This window comes from Yersinia aleksiciae, from assembly GCF_001047675.1.
Lineage (GTDB): Bacteria > Pseudomonadota > Gammaproteobacteria > Enterobacterales > Enterobacteriaceae > Yersinia > Yersinia aleksiciae.
This window is the reverse complement of the sequence record NZ_CP011975.1, coordinates 2,162,535-2,181,491: the sequence shown is the minus strand read 5'-3', so window position 1 is coordinate 2,181,491 and position 18,957 is coordinate 2,162,535. Positions and strand designations below refer to the sequence as shown.

The window sequence follows — 18,957 nt, the reverse complement described above, 5'->3', positions numbered from 1 at the left end:
TGATTGGGTTATACTTGGGATGATGTTAATATATCGTTGTAATTTTGTATAATAATAGGTCTCTCCTACATGCAACAGCACTTCCATTTTGATGCCATTGTCATTGGCTCGGGTCCTGGCGGTGAAGGTGCCGCTATGGGGTTGGTCAAGCAAGGCGCCCGCGTTGCCGTGATTGAACGGTACAATAATGTGGGCGGTGGATGTACCCATTGGGGCACTATCCCATCCAAAGCTTTGCGCCACGCCGTTAGCCGTATTATCGAATTCAACCAAAACCCACTCTACAGCGACAATGCCCGAACCATCAGCTCCTCTTTTGCTGATATTTTAAGCCATGCGGATCGCGTGATTAATCAGCAAACCCGTATGCGCCAAGGTTTTTACGATCGTAACCACTGCCAGATGTTCTCCGGCGATGCTAGCTTCATCGATGCCAATACCATCAATGTGCGTTATGCCGACGGCACCAGCGATACACTGCGCGCGGATAACATCGTCATTGCGACTGGCTCACGCCCTTATCGCCCAGCAAACGTTGATTTTACCCACGAACGCATTTACGACAGTGATACCATTTTGCAGCTCAGCCATGAGCCACAACACGTCATTATCTATGGTGCGGGGGTGATTGGCTGCGAATATGCGTCTATCTTCCGTGGTTTGAGTGTCAAAGTGGATTTGATTAATACCCGCGACCGCCTACTGGCTTTCCTCGATCAGGAGATGTCAGATGCTCTCTCGTACCACTTCTGGAATAACGGCGTGGTTATCCGCCACAACGAAGAGTTTGAGCAGATTGAAGGGACGGTGGATGGGGTTATCGTTCATTTGAAATCAGGCAAAAAGGTGAAGGCGGACTGCTTGTTGTACGCCAATGGCCGCACCGGAAATACCAGTGGATTAGGGTTGGAAAAGATTGGGTTGGAAGCAGACAGCCGTGGCCTGCTGAAGGTCAATAGCATGTATCAGACCGCGCTATCCCATGTGTACGCCGTCGGCGATGTGATTGGTTATCCGAGTTTGGCCTCCGCGGCTTATGATCAGGGGCGGATTGCGGCACAAGCGATGATCAAAGGTGAAGCTAACGTTCACTTGATCGAAGATATCCCGACCGGTATTTACACCATTCCCGAGATCAGTTCGGTAGGTAAAACAGAGCAAGACTTGACTGCGATGAAAGTGCCTTACGAAGTCGGTCGCGCGCAGTTTAAGCACCTGGCGCGCGCACAGATTGTCGGGATGAATACCGGCAGCTTGAAAATCCTGTTCCATCGGGAAACCAAGCAGATCCTCGGCATTCATTGCTTTGGTGAACGCGCGGCTGAAATTATCCATATCGGGCAGGCGATCATGGAGCAAAAAGGCGAAGGTAATACGATCGAATATTTCGTTAATACTACCTTCAACTACCCAACGATGGCTGAAGCCTATCGCGTTGCGGCGCTCAATGGGTTAAACCGCCTGTTCTAGCTTTTCGTTTATCACTTCTGGGCTCATGCGCGGTTGCATGTGCTCACGTATCGCCTCGGCAAGTTGCTCATAGCGGCCACGCAATGGGGAGCCGGGGCGGTAGACCAAAGCAATAGTGCGCTTGGGTACTGGCTTGTAGCACTCCAGATAGCATACACCGTCACGCTCTCTTTCATTTGGCACCGCCAGTGAAGGCAATAGCGTGATGCCGCTGCCTGCGGCGACCATATTGCGCAAAGTTTCTAAACTGGTGGCACGGAAATGGGTGTCCTCTTCAGCGCCAGCCTGGAAGCAAAAGCCCATCGCCTGATCGCGTAAACAGTGGCCATCTTCCAGCATCAGCAACTTCTCGCCAGCCAGTTCATGCATCTGTACCCGCTCACGACCTGCCCACGGATGATCAGCGTAGATCGCCAGTTGCATCGGTTCGTCAAACAGCGGGACTTCAATAAACGCTTCGGTCTCTTTGACCAGCGCCAAGATGGCACAATCCAGCTTGCCGCTGTCCAACTGAGCCAGCAGGTTTTGGGTCTGCGCTTCATGCAGATACATTTCCAGTTTTGGGAATGTTTGATGCAGCGTAGGAATGATTTGCGGCAGCAGATAAGGGCCAACAGTTGGAATCAACCCAATATGCAGCGGGCCAGACATGCTTTCACCCTGCAAACTGGCCATCTCTTTCAGTACCTTAACTTCCCGTAGCACCGTTCTGGCCTGCTCCACCAGCAACAATCCAGCCTGCGTAAACAAGACTTTACGGCTGGTGCGCTCTAACAGCATGACGCCCAGCTCATCTTCCAGTTTGCGGATCTGGCCGCTTAACGTGGGTTGGCTGACATGACAAGAGTCGGCAGCACGCCGGAAATGCCTGAATTCAGCCAGCGCCACCAGGTATTCTAGATCTCGAATGTTCATCGGTGCTCCGTTTTATGATAGCCATTGACGATAGATAAGATAGCAATCAGTGATTAGAACTATCAAGCGATAAAATGAATAATGTATCCCAACAATGAGACACACCGAAAAATTAAAATATTTTAGTTTTCAATTAAGGAGTTACAGATGCTCGCTAGCCAAGAAGGTAAAAAAATCCCACAGGTGACCTTCCATACCCGTCAGGGCGACCAGTGGATTGATGTCACTACCGACGAATTATTCAACAACAAAACTGTTATCGTGTTTTCACTGCCGGGCGCGTTTACCCCGACCTGTTCTTCCAGCCATCTGCCACGTTATAACGAGCTGGCCGGCGTGTTTAAACAGCACGGTGTTGATAGCATTCTCTGCGTGTCCGTCAATGACACCTTCGTGATGAATGCCTGGAAAGCGGATCAGAGCGCTGAAAACATTACCTTTATTCCAGACGGCAACGGTGAATTCACCAAAGGCATGAATATGCTAGTTGAGAAGGCGGATCTGGGCTTCGGGCCGCGTTCATGGCGTTACTCCATGCTGGTACGTAACGGCGTGGTTGAGAAAATGTTTGTCGAGCCAAACAAGCCAGGCGACCCGTTTGAAGTCTCTGACGCCGACACCATGCTGAAATATCTGGCCCCAGATTTTAAAGTGCAGGAATCTGTTTCTGTCTTTACCAAACCGGGCTGCCCGTTCTGCGCCAAAGCGAAACAGATGCTGCAAGAGCGCGGCATTCAGTATGAAGAGATCGTGCTGGGCAAAGACGCCACCACTGTCAGTCTGCGTGCCGTTACCGGTCGTGGGACTGTGCCACAAGTCTTTATCGGCGGACGACACATCGGTGGCAGTGATGATTTAGAGAATTACCTGTCTGCCTAATAGCATTAATAAATATGTGCATCATTAAAATGAAAATAGACCCAAAGTAATTGGATTTGGTAGGCTCCGGCCTACCCTTTTTTTCTATTTTTTCTGTTCTGGCTGTTTTCCCTGTTAGGAGTAGACATGAAAACCTTAAACGTTGATGTCGCCGTGATCGGCGGCGGCACTGCTGGGCTTGGCGCTTATCGCGCTGCCAAACTTTCGACCCCAAGTGTGGTGATGATTGAAGGTGGCGAGTACGGCACCACCTGTGCACGCGTCGGTTGCATGCCATCCAAACTACTGATTGCGGCGGCTGACGCCGTGCATCACATTGAACAGGCCCCTGGATTCGGGATTCATCCGCAAGGCGAGACCCTGATTAACGGCCGTGAAGTGATGGATCGCGTTAAGAGTGAGCGCGACCGTTTTGTCGGCTTCGTACTGGAAGGCGTCGATAACATTCCGGCGGCGGATAAAATTCAGGGCTATGCTCGCTTTATTGATGACAATACCCTGCAAGTTGATGATCACACGCGCATTGTCGCGCAACGAATCGTGATTGCTACCGGCTCCCGCCCAACCTGGCCTGCGGCCTGGAATGCGTTAGGTGATCGGCTGATCGTGAATGATGACGTGTTCAACTGGGATGATTTACCAAAATCAGTTGCCGTTTTCGGCCCCGGCGTTATCGGGCTGGAGCTGGGTCAGGCACTGCACCGGTTAGGTGTTGAGGTAAAAATGTTCGGCGTGGGCGGTGGTGTTGGCCCGCTGACAGACAGCATTGTGCGCAATTACGCGGCGAAAACGTTGGGTGAAGAGTTCTATCTCGATCCAGATGTGAAAGTTGAAGTGATGCAGCGTGAAGGGGATAACGTCTTTATCCGTTATCTGGATAAAGCCGATAAGCCCCAAGAGATAATGGTGGATTATGTGTTAGCCGCCACCGGTCGCCGTCCGAATGTCGATAAGCTGGGTCTGGAAAATACCTCGCTGGTTCTTGATGAACGTGGCGTCCCCCCTGCCGACAAACTGACAATGCAAACCAGCGTGCCACATATCTTTATCGCGGGTGATGCCAGTAACCAATTGCCACTGCTGCATGAAGCGAGCGATCAGGCTCGTATTGCTGGCGTGAATGCCGGTGGCTTCCCCGAAGTGGTGCCTGGCTTACGTCGCAGCCCAATCTCGGTGGTGTTCTCTGATCCGCAAATTGCAATGGTAGGCTCTACTTTCCGCGAACTGACGCAAAAATTCAGCGCCTGCGGTTGTTTTGACATCGGTGAAGTCTCTTTTGAAAATCAGGGCCGTTCGCGAGTGATGCTGAAAAACAAAGGTATTTTGCGGGTTTATGGTGAGCAAGGTACAGGCCGTTTCTTGGGTGCCGAGATGATGGGACCCAGTGCCGAGCATATTGCTCACTTGTTGGCTTGGGCACATCAACAACAAATGACTATCGACCAAATGCTGGATATGCCGTTCTATCATCCGGTGATTGAGGAAGGTTTGCGTACGGCGCTGCGTGATTTACAGTCCAAACTCAGACTGGGCGCCGATGAGGCCGAACGCTGCCTGCGCTGCCCTGGCGAATAGTATTTCTAGCTGACCAGGATCGTCTCTCCAAGCCGGGCTTTTATGCCCGGTTTTTTTATGCCCTATTTTTGCGCACCGTCTCCACAAATTTAATCGTCTTGCTTAGCAAGCCAGTCGGTAATGCTCACTGTTTGCCCAGTTCCAACCGCTTAATCGCGAGTTTGAACTGGGACATTGATTTGATATCGATAGTGTTCGCTGTCTGAATCGGAATTAACGGGAGTGACATTTGTCACCCCCGTAGCATTAAATCATCGAATTTATGAATTTGGTTTGTTCATAGCAACGTTCATCGGCTTTTGTTTTTCAGGTCAAAACCAATGGGTAGCGCCAATGTTATCTGCCCATGGGATAGCAGCTCGGTAGGGGGTTTGGGGAGGGGTTGAGCCCGTTTGATCAGTGCCAAGGCTTCGTGATCTAAAATAGCGACCCCACTGCTTTTGATCAGTTGAGCCGAGAGAACATGTCCCTCTTTATTGATCACAAAACGGATAACGGCGGTACCTTGTTGGTGCTGTTTTTTGGCCATAGGGGGATAACGTTTAAACCCCATCAAGTGCCCTTGTAAGCGGTTTCTCCAATTTATTTGGATCCGCTGCACATGCAAAGCATCACTGTTTGTCGCAGCTGTCATTCTCTTACTCTCACCAGACAATGCAGTGCTGGTTGTCGCTGCGGGGGGCGATGGTTGACTGCGGTTCACCGTTGTTTCTTCACTAATGGGTTTACGTGGTTTGATTGCGTCTGGTTGTGGCCGTTTTGCTTTGATCGGCTCTTTTTTAACGATCTCCCGTTTTTTTTCAACGATCAGGAATGCATTGGGTTGCTCGGGGGCGGTCAATTCGCTCACTTGCTCTGGCTGGATGTTCGAGGATTCAGCTGCCGGTTCGCTGACATTTTGAGTCATACCCACGACTGGGTTTTCCTCTACATTGGGGGTGAACTCTGGCTCAGCTGACAACCCGAGCACCACCGCCGCAGGATACGGGTATGGCGGCGTTACCGCTACAGCTGGGGAACTCAACCGCCAAAGCAGGTATACATGAACACAACTCGCAAATAAGGCACTTCCCAACCAAAGTAGAATACGGCTGTTATTCTGTCGTATGATCATCAATTAAATCACTATATTTCTTTATTATTAATAAGTTATAAAAAATCGCCACTACGATTACTCTTCGGTAAACGCGACATGCAGACGATCGATTAGCGGCTTAAACAGATAATTGAGCAACGAGCGCTCCCCTGTACGGATAAAAACATCAACCGACATACCCGGTCGAATTTTCAGCGGAGTTTGGTTGATATCCATCGCAATAGTTAAGGGGTAGTAAGGCTCTAAAGTCTGTGGATGCTGTATGCGATCAGCCCCGACCCGTAATACCGAGCCATATAATCGTGGGGTTGTGCTTTGATTAAATGCAGAAAAATTAAGGTCGACCGGTAAACCCACCATGGCTTTATCAATCAACGCCACTGGCAGTTGGGCTTCAACGAGCAAGGGTTGCCCACTGGGGACTAATTCCATCAATGTTTGCCCAGTACTCACCACGCCGCCTATAGTGTGTTGCGCGAGCGCGATAACCGAACCGCTGACGGGCGCGGTAATACGGGTATTTTTCAATTCAAATTCTGCAACGCTCAAACGCTGCGCTAACTCTTGGGTGCTTTGTTGCGCTTTGGCTAATTGTTCGCGATTCTCACTTTGATACTGTTCATGTCGCTGTGAAATATGCTGCTCTGTTTCATCAATTAGCTTATAAGTTTCGGCGATGTCGCTGGCGTCCTGCTCAACTTGGGTGCGCAATGAAATGGCCTGACGCTCCATTTCCAACAACTGATTTTTGGCAACGTGACCATTTATTGCCAGCGACTGCACGCCATGCAATTGTTGTTGGAATAGATCGAGTTGATGCTGGTTATTATCTTTCAGCCTTTGTAATCCACTCAGCCGACTCTGATGACGAGTAATTTGCGCAGACAGGCGTGCAATCTCGCTCAATTGGGCTTGGCGACGATGCTGAAAAAGCTGTTGCTGCAAAACAATAATGCGCTCTACCAGATGTTGCGCAGAGTCCTGAAGCAGTGCCTCAGGGAAATGAATATCAGTTAAATCGTGTTGCTCGGCGATTAAGCGGGACTCCTGAGCCAGCGCACTGAGGTACTGATGCTCTAGATTATCCCGATGGCTGCGTATTGCAGTATCATCCAGCGTGATGAGTAATTGCCCCTCAGTAACTTCATCCCCCTCGACGACATGTAATTGCTGAATACGTCCACCTTGCAACGGCTGGATCACTTTACGGTTTTCGGCAACGACAATTTGCCCCATAACAGCAATCCCTTTATCCAATGGTGCCAATCCAGCCCAAAGCAAAAAACCGATAAAGCCCGCCAAAACCAGTACGCCACCAAGGCTGAGATATTGCCCGCTATTGGTTTGCACTGATTGTGGGCTTTGCTGCTGGTTGCCCACCGCTGTCGCCGGGTCATGAGTTGTTTCAGGTGACATCGGTTACCTCCCATCCGTGGTTTGTCTATTTAACATCATGATTTTTGTGATGCCGTGCGAGCGGGTGTAACGCCATATGACATACCGTTGCCCCAACTCTTTTTACTGTTAAATGCTTTTACATCAGCGTTAGGCTTATCCTTAGCACCCTGTAAAACAGCCTGAGTACGATCAAACAACTCCATCCGCCCATTATTGAGAAACAACAGATAGTCACTGCCGGATAATAACTCTGGCTTGTGGGTAATCATCACAATGGTGCTACCCTGTTGTTTTAGCTGGATAATGCTTGCCAGTAGGGCCTTCTCACCCTCTTTATCCAAGCTGGCGTTGGGTTCATCTAACACGATAAGCCGTGGCATACCGTACATGGCTCGTGCCAAGGCAATTCGTTGACGCTGGCCGCCGGATAGCCCCTCACCGTCATCACCGAGTTGAGTGTCATACCCTTGCGGCATATGCAGGATTAGGTCGTGCACATCAGCGAATTTCGCTGCTGCGATGACTTTTTCGGTATCAATCTGACCAAAGCGCGAGATATTTTCAGCAATCGACCCACGAAACAGCTGGATATCTTGCGGCAGGTAGCCAATAAACTCCCCTAAGCGAGTTTTATCCCATTGCGAAAGATCAGCACTGTCCAAGCGAACCGAGCCGCTAAAGGCGGGTTTACAGGCGACCAACAGTTTTGCCAAGGTGGATTTGCCACTGCCTGATGGCCCCAAAACACCCAAAATATCACCGGGTTGCAACTCAAAATTGATGGACTGTAATACCGGAGTATGAGTGCCTGGTTTGCAAACAGTCAGCTGTGTCACACTTAGCTTCCCTGTCGGTGGGGAGAGAAGCATGCCCGTGTTTACCGGCGGGTGTTGAGCTAACAAATCGGTGAGGCGCAGGTAGGACAACCGCGCATGATTCCACTGCTTCCAGACGGCGATGAGTTGATCAATAGGGCTTAATACGCGCCCGATTAAAATTGATCCCGCAATCATGACTCCCGCTGTAATAGCACCATCAATAACCAGTAATGCGCCTAGCCCGAGCATCATTGATTGCAGCGCCTGACGGCTAGATTTGGATATCGCGGTCACTCGGCTACTCTTATCACTGGCAAGATTCTGCTGATAAAGAAAGTGGGAATGCTGCTTCAGCCAGCGCCCGCGCAGCGCTTTTAGCATCCCCATCGCTTCAATAGAGTCTGCATTCCGTAAATTTGCATTCGCCTGCTGGGTGGCTTGCGAAGTGATGATGGATGCAGCTTTCAGTGGTTTTTTACACACTTTTTGGTTAAGCCAAGCGAGGAAAATCAACAAGCAAGCTCCCGCAGTGGCTAATGCACCGAGCCAAGGGTGGAGCAGAAAAATCACCAGTAAATAAAGGGGGAACCAGGGTGCATCAAAGAAAGCGAAGAGTGCGTTGCCCGTGGCAAACTGACGTAAAGAGGTGAGATCATTCAATGCTTGGGCCGCTGGCGCTTTATGGCCCATAAGTTGGGAAGCAAAAGCAGCATTAAACACCTGTTGATTCAGTTGCATATCAATGCGCGTTCCCAAACGGATCACGACGGCACTGCGAACCCACTCTAATAAACCAATAAATGCAAATATGCCGAGCACCAGAATAGTGAGCATCAATAATGTCATGGTATTAGCTGAAGCAAGAACGCGATCATAAACTTGCAGCATATAAATCGCCGGGGCCAACATCAGTAAATTTATTACCGCAGTAAAGAGTCCGATACCCCAAAGGCTTTTTTTGTGATCGGCTAGGACAGAGAGAATAGTCGGAGAAGCCGACGAATGACCGGAGGGAGTTTTGCTAAATTCCATGGCGTCCATTTCCATACTGAAAGTAACGTGACAGTCAGATTTAAGTTCAGGTTGTTTGTTTTTCAACTTTCAAAGCTATGGCAATCTAAAATACCGCCAATATATATGCTCCAATTGAATGTCGATGACATTACCTATCCAGTTCAAAAAATAACCTTGCGGTTGATTTTGTTAAGCGGCTAATAATGCTTCGCTATCATCCACTACACCCACAGTGTTACTCATTGGTATATCAATAATAGAGTCGTACGGTTTGGCAATGTCCAGATCTTTAATCGCTGTATTCATATCAATACCTGCGCTCTGAATTATTTCCATTAACGGATTGATATCACCTCTTATTAATCCGTCAATAACCTTATGAACCTTGCCTTGGTGGTTTTCAGCCATTGTCTTACTAGCATCAAATTGGCTGGTAATATTCAACCCACTAAATTTCAAATGCAGTTCATCAATGTTCATACCATTAGAGCTAGGGCTAAAACCTTTACCTAGCAACACACTATCTATCTCGCCGTAAAAAGTATGTTGAGGTGCATTTGAATACATTATTCCCTCTTTGACTTTTCCTTTGATAATCATCTCATGGTCACTTTTGCAGCTACCATTTTTATTGATTCCAATAAACTCGTAGCCAACTGTGTCATTAGTCGAGCAATCACACATTCTGGCTAATGCCTCTGCTTGTTTGGCTGACTCTAGGGCTTGGATTGTCTCTGCGGCACTCCCATTATTATTGGTTGTTGTTGTTTGACTAACGCTTCCAATATTAAACTCCTCACTGTACTGACCGAGAGTATTACTCCCAACTTTAGGGCCAAAACTTATACTTATACTTATACTATTTTCATTAATCATAGTGACATTCCTTATTCAAGAATATAACACTCATTATTGAGCTATATTAACCAATAAAAATTTATATTTGAAAACAATCTAAATAGTTTAATCACGATTTTATTTAAAATAAAATGAACCACCACCATAGCCATATACAGAGTCACCTAGAGTACAGCGGTGATCCACTTTACCCAGCCAGAAAATCCTTTCCTGGCTGTCTCCCTAAGACTGCAATCAGCCTTAGGCTGCCATCAGCATTCCTTCGCTATCCTCATATACCCCAACAGTATCAACAATTGGTGCATCGGCCATAGTGTCAGTAAACTGGCTGGCGATCGCCATGTCTTTCAGTGGTGTCGTTGTTTCAATGCCTTTGGCTTTGAGTATTTCCAATAATGGATCTGCGTTGCCTCTCATTAAGCCATAGGTAGCTTTATGCATTTCACCTTCGTGGTTCTCTGACATTTGTTTTGCAGGGTCAAATTCACCGGTGATATCCAAGCCGCTCAATTTCAGTTGCACTTCACTCAACTGTTGACCAACACCGTCAGGGTTATTGATTATACCTTCACCCAACTCCAAACTTTCCATTTTGCCGAAGAAAGTATGCTGGGGCATAAAGGAGTACTTTAAGTCACCCTCTACAACCATCCCAGTGCCACCGTTATGGGAGCTTGGTAGAATATATTTGGTGCCTTCAAAAGCAGAACCACCTTCAAACTGGCCATACTTTCGTGCTGTTCTCGCTACCTCTGTGATATCCCCATGTTTTTCTGCCCACTCGTGAGTATAAGAAGTGAGAGTGTAATCAGCAAATTGGCTGTCATATTTTATTGTTACTGTCATAATAATTTCCTTATATTATTTAACAACGAATATGTGACTCTTCATTGAGTCACCGTGACCCACAGGCGAGATTTATTATCTCACCTGAAGACTAAAATTTTATATCTACATTAATAGTGCATATTGAATATTTTATTTAAATAATTAAAACTTATATTCAAACCCACCCTGAATCGTTCGGCCCCGATTTGGGGAGAAAGAGAGTGAATCACCATAACTAACAATATAGGCTCGATTGGTTATATTTTCTATTGAGCTACGTAAAATTAAATTATTTGTTAGCTTATAACTGGCATAAACATCAAATATAGTATATTTAGGCCAGTCGGCGACATAAGCGACATTAACATTGCCATCACTACTTAGCACCGTATCATCCTGACGTCCTTTGTTATAACGGATAATAGTGCCGAGATCCAGCTTTTGATCAAATATTCTTCCACCTAAAGTTAAACTGCCACGATCACCGGGTAAATATGCTGAAGAACCAAATAGATTATTTGCCTTCTTACAAACCACGAAATTATCTACCGCACCAAATTCAGTAGCATAATAATTATTATTTTTATCTCGTATGACTCCCTGCACACCGCCTAACCAAGCATATTTTGAGCAAATACTATTCACGCCAATCATTCTGGTATAATTTAAATTGGTATAAATAAAACCTGCATCATAATTTAACTGATATTCTAGTCCGCGAAATTGGGTTTTTAGTAAATTATTAATGTAGGTAGCATTAGCAAAAGAAACATCACCAAGCTTTGGTTTCCGCTTAGATAATTCAAGGTTTATATAATTAGTCACGCGAGTATCAAAGTATGCCAGCTTGGCAACCAAACGATCTTCATTGATAAACAGATTCTGGTGCTGAATATTAAGACCCGCCTCCCAAGCTTTGGCGTGCTCCGCCGCCAGAATAGGATTCGGCAAAATCCAACCGTGTCCATGTGCACTGCCGGTAGCTAGCACTTCAGTGATCGCCGGGGGCCGCCATGATTTACCGTAATTGCCAAAGAACTCCAGCCACTGCACCCCGGGCTTGATCCCCATCGCCAACGTTGGCGAAAGCTGTCGTTCACGGCGATCCACATCCCAAGTCATTTTTTCAGAAACGGTTGCATAACATGAAGGACCTTTCGGTACCTTGCGGCAGGGATTATCTCGGGTGTGGAGTGATATATCGGTCCACATCCAAGTATCGCCTTGCAAACGGAATTGATCGTAACGCAAGCCACCGTCCAAACGTAACCAGTTATTGTAATCGTAATTAAGCTGCGCAAAGGTACTGGTAATCGTACGTTTGCCCGGTGGCGTAACCCCCTGCATTGTCGGGTGGGTTGAGTTGCCCCTAGAGCGGTCACTAAACCACTCCAGACCATAATTAATACGGAATTGATGTTGATCGGCGGGGGTAAATAAGCTGGTATTTTGCAGTTGTAACCCGTGAGTCGTTAAACGGGTTTGTGTCCAGAATGGATCGCGGAAAACGGCACTTGCATTATGGGTATCGGTTTTATCATCAGTATCAACGTAATAAATTTTTGCCGTCATATCTAGCCAGGCGATATGCTCCGGCTTTAGGTTATAATCCAGCCCGATATTACTATTCATCACATCACTTACGCTGCTGCTTATCCAGCCAAATCGTGCAGTACGGTACGGATCTGCCTTATTATAAATCTTAGTGAACATGCCGGCATTCGGGCTATGTATTTGCGCTTGCAGATAATTAAATACTAAGCGCTGATCGGGGGATATATTCCAGCCAATTTTTGCCAACTGCGAATGCATTTTATAGTTGGTAAATTCTACTTTAACATTTTTTATTGCATCACCAAGTTTTGTTGAACCGGCTCCAAAACGAATTTTACCAATATTACCTTTATTTCCCGGCCAGTACTCTTTCAAATTACGTTCACTGGCAGCCAATAATATATCACCATATTCATTCCCCACCGCCAGTGCCGCGCTACCAATAAACTGAGTGCCGTTATCACCGGTTATTACGCGGACTTTACCGCCAATCTCTTTGCCCGGTTCGAGAAAATCACTGGCATTGATAGTCTTAAAAGTGGCAATCCCACCAATAACGCCTGCACCGCCAATACCACTGGAGGCACCCTTTTCAATCACGACATTACTCAATATTTCTGGGTCGATATACATTACACCATGGCGTTGCCCATGACCGCTTTTCATAAAATTCTGGCGCATACCGTCAATATTCATATTGATGCGGCCATAATCCTGCATGCCACGGATATTGACCGACAACCCAGGGTCTTGCTGGCTAACGCTGGAGTAGACTCCCGATGTTTGCTCTAATATATCCGCGGCGTGACGTGCTGGGCGGTTATCCATCTCTTCACGGGAGATTTCACTGACTGAGCGAATTTCATCATAGACCCAGTCACCCTCATGCGCATTGCTCGCCTCCTCGACTTTGAGCTTATCCAACACCATGTCATTTTTATTCGGCACTGCCACTGTGGTCTCTGCTTTAACACTCTCTGAATACCCTTGCGTTGTCAGCGCCAAAAATAGACCTAGTGTGATTTTATTCATCGAGATTATTGCTTTTTTTCCATTCCCAACTATATTATCCATTTATGATATCTCATCCTTATTAATACAAAACAATACATATGCTAATTATTATCTTAATGAAATTTACGATGATTTTGGCAATATAACACCGTGCCGAATAATAGGATTTTCGGGTAAATAATATGTTATTATTTGCTATAAAACAGACAAATAAATTAACCCACACAAAAGAAAGTTAAATATAAAAAATAAGCAGAAATTTTATATTAGTGGATAAATTAATATTTCCGATTAAGCTTTCCAGCTATTAAAATTGTGTTGAGTTTCTTTAATCTATTAATGCTAGTCGAGGTTTTACTGCTACGCCACCAATTGATAATGATTATCATAATCATTTGAGGTTATAAACTCAATGAGATTTAAGTATAAAACAGTATGTAACTGAGAATATTGATTTTATAGAAAGTTTAAATAATCACTAAATAAGCGTTGCTGTAACGTTAATTAATTTTTTCTAAATCGGATGATTAGCAGCGAGAACATATAATTAAGTGCCTATAAACAAAATGGGCCACTGTAAAAGTGACCCATTATCGATATTAATACTCGGCGAACTAAAACAGGCGCGCTTTAGCCTCAGCAATCGCCGAAGCCACCTGCTGTGGTGAAACCCCACCTTTAGCGACACGTTTATCCAGACAGGATTGCAGCGCCAGGATCGGATACACATCATCGCCAATGATTGCACTGAACTTCTGCAAGTCACTGAGTGATAACGCTTCTAATGCTTTACCCTGACGAATAGCTTCAACCACCGCCTCACCCACTATGTGGTGCGCTTCGCGGAATGGCACGCCTTTGGCGACCAGATAGTCCGCCAGTTCAGTGGCGTTGGCATAGCCCTGCTCAGCCGCTTCTTTGCAACGTGGGCGTTTGACCTGAATGCCATCCAATACCAGCGCGGCCATATGTAGGCAGTCGAGCCAGGTATCCAGCGCATCAAACAGCCCTTCTTTATCTTCTTGCATGTCTTTGTTATAAGCCAAAGGCAAGCCTTTTAGCGTCATCATCATCCCGGTCAATGCACCTTGGACTCGACCACACTTACCACGGATTAATTCCAAGGCATCCGGGTTTTTCTTTTGCGGCATCAGGGAAGAGCCTGAGGTTACGCGATCAGATAAGTCGACAAACGCCGCTTCGCCACTGTTGAAGAAGATTAAGTCTTCTGCAAAACGCGACAGATGCACCATACCGATACTGGCATCGGAGAGTAATTCCAGCACGTGGTCGCGGTCAGACACGCTATCGAGACTGTTGCGAGTTGCGGAAGCAAAACCTAACCAACCCGCCAGTTGTTCGCGGTCAATGGCATACGCCGTTCCCGCCAATGCGCCACTGCCTAGCGGGCTGACATCAAGGCGTCTTAGGGTATCTTGCAGGCGACTTTCATCACGGGCGAGCATTTCGACGTAGGCCAGACACCAGTGCGCAAAGGTCACTGGTTGGGCGCGTTGCAAGTGGGTATAACCCGGCATCACCGCATCCTGATTGGCTTCAGCGGTGATAACCAGCGCTTGCTGCAACTGCTGTACAGCAGTTTTTAATTCGGTTATCTGGAGTTTGCACCACAATTTTAGATCAGTCGCGACCTGATCGTTACGGCTACGCCCAGTGTGCAGTTTTTTGCCTAAATCGCCCACTTTGCCAATCAGTTTGGTTTCAACCCAGCTATGGATATCTTCCGCATCACTGGTCAAAATGGCCTGTGGATCGGACTGCACCTCTTCCAACAAGACTGAGAGTGCCTGCTCAAGTTGTAACTGCTCAGCAGCCGTTAATACACCCACCGTGACCAGTGCTTTCGACCAAGCAACAGAACCAATGATATCCTGCTCTGCCAGTCGGTAATCAAACCGCAGTGAATCATTGAATTGCTTAAAACGCTGATCTGCTGCCTGACTAAACCGTCCGCCCCACAATGCCATAATCTTGCTTCCCTAAGTTCTGAATAAAAATCGTTTTGATATGGAGATAATAGCCCGTTACGCCAGAATACGTGTACCAATTGGCACGCCGTTAAACAGTGCTGGCAGTTGATCGGCATGACGCCAGCTGGCGATATCCACCGGGCGGCCCAATGAGCGTGCGGCATCCAGCGCAGCATTCACTTTAACAATCATGCCATCAGTAATAATTCCTTGGGCAATTAATTGCTCGGCTTTCTGTGCCGTCATTTCAGCAATTCGCTGGCCTTTACCATCCAGAATGCCGCTCACATCAGACAGCAGAATCAGATCCGCCCCCAGTGTCGCCGCCAGTGCGGTTGCCGCCTGGTCGGCATTCACATTCATCAGTTTGCCATCTACAGTGATACCAATTGAGCTGATGATTGGCATGTAATCCGCTGCCAACAAGGTTTGCACCAAGGTCGGTGAGCCTGGTTGTGCTTTACCCACATGTCCCAGCTCTGCATCCAGCGGCGTGACCGAAACAGTATTGCCATCACCCAGACAGAGACCAACGGCATTAATCTGATGTTTTACCGCCCAAGCCAGCAGCGTTTTGTTGGCGGTTCCTGCCAGTGCGCCAGTGATAATGTCAATCTGGTCAGCCGGCGTCACACGCAGGCCATTTTTCTTCACCACCGGCAATGCGAGTTTTTTCATCAGGTCATCAACCAGACAGCCACCACCGTGCATAATCACAAGCGGGCGCTCATGCTTCTCACGATAGGTCACTAATGCAGTAAACAGGCGTTCCAGCGCTTCTTCGCTGTCCAGCAACACGCCACCTAATTTAATGACCAACGGGTTCATCATGTTTCGCCTCAATATAATTGGATAAAGTATCTGTCTCTGCCCACTCTGGCTCGGTTACCGCCCCTTTGCGACTCACAATAGGGACTGGGTTTCCGTAAAGCCAAAACGGATATTCATGCATTGTACGGCCTGCGCCGCTGCGCCTTTCAGCAGGTTGTCTTCTGTCGCGACAATGATTAAATGCTCGCCCTGTACAGAGAAACCAATATCACAGAAAGGCAGGCCGACCACGGCTTTTAGTGCCGGTACACCTTGCTTATATAGCCGCACCAGCGGTTTATCTTGATACGCGTTGTGGTACGCCTCGGCGATATCTTCCGCCGTGACACCGGCTTTCAGGCGACAAGTGATGGTCGCCAAAATGCCGCGCGCGAAATTCCCCAAGTGCGGGGTGAAAATCACCGGCGTACCGAGATGAGCAACAATCTCCGGCTGATGACGATGGTTAAACAAGCCGTAGGGTTGCAAGCTCACTTCGCAAAAACTGTTACCGATGCTGGCTTTACGCCCCGCACCGCTGACGCCACTGACGGCGTTAATCACTGGCCATTGTGCTTCATTGAGCAAGCCGCCATCGACCAACGGCTTCAGCGCCAGTTGTGAGGCGGTTGGATAGCAGCCAGGGACGGCAATCAATTGTGCCTGCTTAATCTCTTCGGCCTGCCATTCAGCCAGCCCATATACCGCTTTGTCTAACCAATCAGCATGCTGATGTTCAAAACCGTAATATTGAGTGTAAAACGCCGCGTCCTGAACCCGGTATGCACCAGAGAGATCAAACACTACGCAGCCCGCAGCCAAAAATTGCGGGGCCAAATCGTGGCTGACTTCATGGGCTGTGGCGAGGAACACCACATCAACGCCTTTTGCCATCTGAGCCACATCCACCAAGGGTTGCAGCGGAAGATCAATGATGGTTTTGAGCTGCGGATGCAGGTCAGAAAGTAATTTTCCTGCATCTGCACTTTGCGCTGAAACCGCTAAAGCGGTTATGTTCATATGTGGGTGACGATTTAGGTAAGCCGTAAGCTCCGCTCCGGCATAGCCGCTGGCACCAACAATCAGCGTATTTAGCATGGGTTCAGTTCACCTCAATGTAATCGGGTATAAAGACATAAGTAGTCAAAACCGGCATTTGGGTGGTCAGCAAGGTTTTACTGTTCCCCACGTGATTGAGCATTGACATTTTCGTAAGTTTAAGGGTGTTTTTAGGTTCCCTTACGCTTAAGCTTAATGTATTTTTATTCATAATTATTGCATGAATATTGATACTATCCTAACCAAAGGCTGTCAACAGTGAAGATGAAATTACCTCCATTTATTGAGCTGTATCGGGCGTTAATCGCCACGCCATCGATCAGCGCGACCGATAGCGCCCTCGATCAAAGCAATGAGGCGTTAATCAACTTGTTGGCCGGATGGTTTGCTGATTTGGGTTTTCGTATCGAAATCCAACCAGTACCCGATACACGCCACAAATTTAACCTGCTTGCCAGCATTGGCGAAGGCAATGGCGGATTACTGCTGGCCGGGCATACCGATACTGTGCCTTATGATGAGGGGCGTTGGACCCGTGATCCCTTCACGCTGACAGAGCACGATAACAAGTTATATGGTTTAGGCACCGCCGATATGAAAGGCTTTTTTGCCTTTATTCTGGATGCGGTACGCGATATCGATGCCAGCCAGCTGAGTAAGCCGCTGTATATTCTGGCAACCGCTGATGAAGAGACCACCATGGCAGGCGCGCGCTACTTTGCCGCCTCCAGCCAGTTACGCCCTGACTTTGCCATTATTGGCGAACCTACCTCACTGCAACCGGTGCGGGCGCACAAAGGGCATATTTCCAGCGCGATCCGCATTACCGGCCAGTCTGGCCATTCCAGTGATCCGGCGCGTGGCGTCAATGCCATTGATTTGATGCATGAATCCATTACCGAGCTCATGAAGCTGCGCACCACACTGCAAGAGCGTTACCACAATCCAGCGTTCACCATCCCTTATCCGACGATGAATTTCGGTCATATCAACGGCGGTGATGCTGCAAACCGTATTTGTGCTTGCTGTGAATTACATATGGATATCCGCCCGTTACCGGGTCTGACATTAAGTGATCTGGATGAATTGATGACCGAAGCGCTCGCGCCAGTCAGCCAACGCTGGCCGGGTCGCTTGAGCATTGATGAGCTGCATCCGCCGATTCCTGGCTATGAATGCCCGACAGATCACCATATGGTGGGGGTTATCGAAAAATTATTGGGTGAGCGCACGGCGGTGGTGAACTACTGCACCGAAGCGCCATTTATTCAGCAAGTTTGCCCAACATTGGTGTTGGGGCCAGGCTCGATCAATCAGGCCCATCAACCGGATGAATTTATTGATATGGCGTTTATTGAGCCAACTCGCGAGCTGATTGGTCAGTTAGTTGACCATTTCTGCCAGCAGAAATAACCCTAATGAGGTAGGCGGATCAATATTGTCCATAAGCCAGACTGATAACCTAACCTCGGTAATTAAATTTCAGAAATATCCCTAAAATTGATGTTTTTTTGCTGAAAATAGTGTCAATTGGGGTATGGAATTGAACGTGGCGAGTGGAATTGTCCATCTCAGCCTTTTGGGTGAAATTAATTTACAAAAAGAAACCATAAAAGTTTATACCCGAAGTCATTGGCGTTACAGGTCGGCAGCAAGTGAACGAATCTCGATGAGCTTA

Annotated in this window: 14 protein-coding genes; 4 read left to right on the top strand and 10 right to left on the bottom strand. The window is 47.6% G+C overall.

Annotated features, from left to right (window positions below; genetic code table 11):
* Window positions 1–69: 69 nt before the first annotated feature.
* Window positions 70–1,470, top strand: coding sequence for a Si-specific NAD(P)(+) transhydrogenase (gene sthA, locus ACZ76_RS09825; protein WP_048618788.1), 1,401 nt, complete (start codon window positions 70–72; stop codon window positions 1,468–1,470).
* On the opposite strand, the gene oxyR is transcribed toward sthA, so the two are convergent.
* Window positions 1,453–2,385, bottom strand: a complete 933-nt coding sequence (oxyR, locus tag ACZ76_RS09820) for a DNA-binding transcriptional regulator OxyR (RefSeq protein ID WP_048618787.1) — start codon at window positions 2,383–2,385, stop codon at window positions 1,453–1,455. The two genes, sthA and oxyR, sit on opposite strands and share 18 nt — an antisense overlap.
* A gap of 147 nt (window positions 2,386–2,532) precedes the next feature.
* Between oxyR and ACZ76_RS09815 the strand changes: the two genes are divergently transcribed.
* Window positions 2,533–3,264 carry a glutathione peroxidase gene (locus ACZ76_RS09815; RefSeq protein WP_048618786.1) on the top strand — a complete coding sequence of 244 codons (732 nt, stop codon included), beginning with the start codon at window positions 2,533–2,535 and terminating at the stop codon, window positions 3,262–3,264.
* A 126-nt stretch (window positions 3,265–3,390) separates the two neighbouring features.
* Window positions 3,391–4,839 (top strand): dihydrolipoyl dehydrogenase, encoded by a 1,449-nt coding sequence (locus ACZ76_RS09810; protein ID WP_048618785.1) that lies wholly within the window; start codon window positions 3,391–3,393, stop codon window positions 4,837–4,839.
* 289 nt (window positions 4,840–5,128) lie between these two features.
* Here the strand turns inward: ACZ76_RS09810 and ACZ76_RS09805 are convergent, their stop codons facing one another.
* The 9 genes from ACZ76_RS09805 to argC all read right to left on the bottom strand — a co-directional run bounded on the left by ACZ76_RS09805 (window position 5,129) and on the right by argC (window position 17,318).
* On the bottom strand, window positions 5,129–5,953 hold the full coding sequence (locus tag ACZ76_RS09805; RefSeq protein ID WP_048618784.1) for an energy transducer TonB: 825 nt from the start codon (window positions 5,951–5,953) through the stop codon (window positions 5,129–5,131).
* Window positions 5,954–6,010: 57 nt separating this feature from the next.
* Entirely contained in the window at window positions 6,011–7,351 is a 1,341-nt protein-coding gene (locus ACZ76_RS09800; protein WP_048618783.1) for an HlyD family type I secretion periplasmic adaptor subunit, read from the bottom strand.
* Between the two features lie 35 nt (window positions 7,352–7,386).
* Complete coding sequence (locus ACZ76_RS09795; RefSeq protein WP_162489031.1) at window positions 7,387–9,198, bottom strand: type I secretion system permease/ATPase; 1,812 nt, start codon at window positions 9,196–9,198, stop codon at window positions 7,387–7,389.
* Between the two features lie 156 nt (window positions 9,199–9,354).
* On the bottom strand, window positions 9,355–10,041 hold the full coding sequence (locus tag ACZ76_RS09790) for a heme acquisition protein HasA (protein ID WP_235428191.1): 687 nt from the start codon (window positions 10,039–10,041) through the stop codon (window positions 9,355–9,357).
* A 222-nt stretch (window positions 10,042–10,263) separates the two neighbouring features.
* Entirely contained in the window at window positions 10,264–10,869 is a 606-nt protein-coding gene (locus ACZ76_RS09785; protein WP_048618781.1) for a heme acquisition protein HasA, read from the bottom strand.
* A 144-nt stretch (window positions 10,870–11,013) separates the two neighbouring features.
* On the bottom strand, window positions 11,014–13,479 hold the full coding sequence (locus tag ACZ76_RS09780; protein WP_048618780.1) for a TonB-dependent hemoglobin/transferrin/lactoferrin family receptor: 2,466 nt from the start codon (window positions 13,477–13,479) through the stop codon (window positions 11,014–11,016).
* 554 nt (window positions 13,480–14,033) lie between these two features.
* Window positions 14,034–15,407 carry an argininosuccinate lyase gene (gene argH / locus ACZ76_RS09775; protein WP_048618779.1) on the bottom strand — a complete coding sequence of 458 codons (1,374 nt, stop codon included), beginning with the start codon at window positions 15,405–15,407 and terminating at the stop codon, window positions 14,034–14,036.
* A 57-nt stretch (window positions 15,408–15,464) separates the two neighbouring features.
* Complete coding sequence (argB, locus tag ACZ76_RS09770) at window positions 15,465–16,238, bottom strand: acetylglutamate kinase (RefSeq protein ID WP_048618778.1); 774 nt, start codon at window positions 16,236–16,238, stop codon at window positions 15,465–15,467.
* A gap of 75 nt (window positions 16,239–16,313) precedes the next feature.
* Entirely contained in the window at window positions 16,314–17,318 is a 1,005-nt protein-coding gene (argC, locus tag ACZ76_RS09765) for an N-acetyl-gamma-glutamyl-phosphate reductase (RefSeq protein WP_048618777.1), read from the bottom strand.
* 225 nt (window positions 17,319–17,543) lie between these two features.
* Here argC and argE point away from each other — a divergent pair, with 225 nt between their 5' ends.
* Window positions 17,544–18,692, top strand: a complete 1,149-nt coding sequence (gene argE / locus ACZ76_RS09760) for an acetylornithine deacetylase (RefSeq protein ID WP_048618776.1) — start codon at window positions 17,544–17,546, stop codon at window positions 18,690–18,692.
* The last annotated feature ends 265 nt before the right edge of the window (window positions 18,693–18,957 follow it).

What these genes read in the sequence shown, in the direction of transcription:
- argB (WP_048618778.1), bottom strand. Translation starts at nt 16,238, where the DNA reads ATGAACCCGTTGGTCATTAAATTAGGTGGCGTGTTGCTGGACAGCGAA.
- ACZ76_RS09790 (WP_235428191.1), bottom strand. Translation starts at nt 10,041, where the DNA reads ATGATTAATGAAAATAGTATAAGTATAAGTATAAGTTTTGGCCCTAAA.
- argH (WP_048618779.1), bottom strand. Translation starts at nt 15,407, where the DNA reads ATGGCATTGTGGGGCGGACGGTTTAGTCAGGCAGCAGATCAGCGTTTT.
- oxyR (WP_048618787.1), bottom strand. Translation starts at nt 2,385, where the DNA reads ATGAACATTCGAGATCTAGAATACCTGGTGGCGCTGGCTGAATTCAGG.
- ACZ76_RS09810 (WP_048618785.1), top strand. Translation starts at nt 3,391, where the DNA reads ATGAAAACCTTAAACGTTGATGTCGCCGTGATCGGCGGCGGCACTGCT.
- argE (WP_048618776.1), top strand. Translation starts at nt 17,544, where the DNA reads ATGAAATTACCTCCATTTATTGAGCTGTATCGGGCGTTAATCGCCACG.
- ACZ76_RS09805 (WP_048618784.1), bottom strand. Translation starts at nt 5,953, where the DNA reads ATGATCATACGACAGAATAACAGCCGTATTCTACTTTGGTTGGGAAGT.
- ACZ76_RS09795 (WP_162489031.1), bottom strand. Translation starts at nt 9,198, where the DNA reads ATGGAAATGGACGCCATGGAATTTAGCAAAACTCCCTCCGGTCATTCG.
- ACZ76_RS09780 (WP_048618780.1), bottom strand. Translation starts at nt 13,479, where the DNA reads ATGGATAATATAGTTGGGAATGGAAAAAAAGCAATAATCTCGATGAAT.
- sthA (WP_048618788.1), top strand. Translation starts at nt 70, where the DNA reads ATGCAACAGCACTTCCATTTTGATGCCATTGTCATTGGCTCGGGTCCT.
- ACZ76_RS09800 (WP_048618783.1), bottom strand. Translation starts at nt 7,351, where the DNA reads ATGTCACCTGAAACAACTCATGACCCGGCGACAGCGGTGGGCAACCAG.
- ACZ76_RS09815 (WP_048618786.1), top strand. Translation starts at nt 2,533, where the DNA reads ATGCTCGCTAGCCAAGAAGGTAAAAAAATCCCACAGGTGACCTTCCAT.
- argC (WP_048618777.1), bottom strand. Translation starts at nt 17,318, where the DNA reads ATGCTAAATACGCTGATTGTTGGTGCCAGCGGCTATGCCGGAGCGGAG.
- ACZ76_RS09785 (WP_048618781.1), bottom strand. Translation starts at nt 10,869, where the DNA reads ATGACAGTAACAATAAAATATGACAGCCAATTTGCTGATTACACTCTC.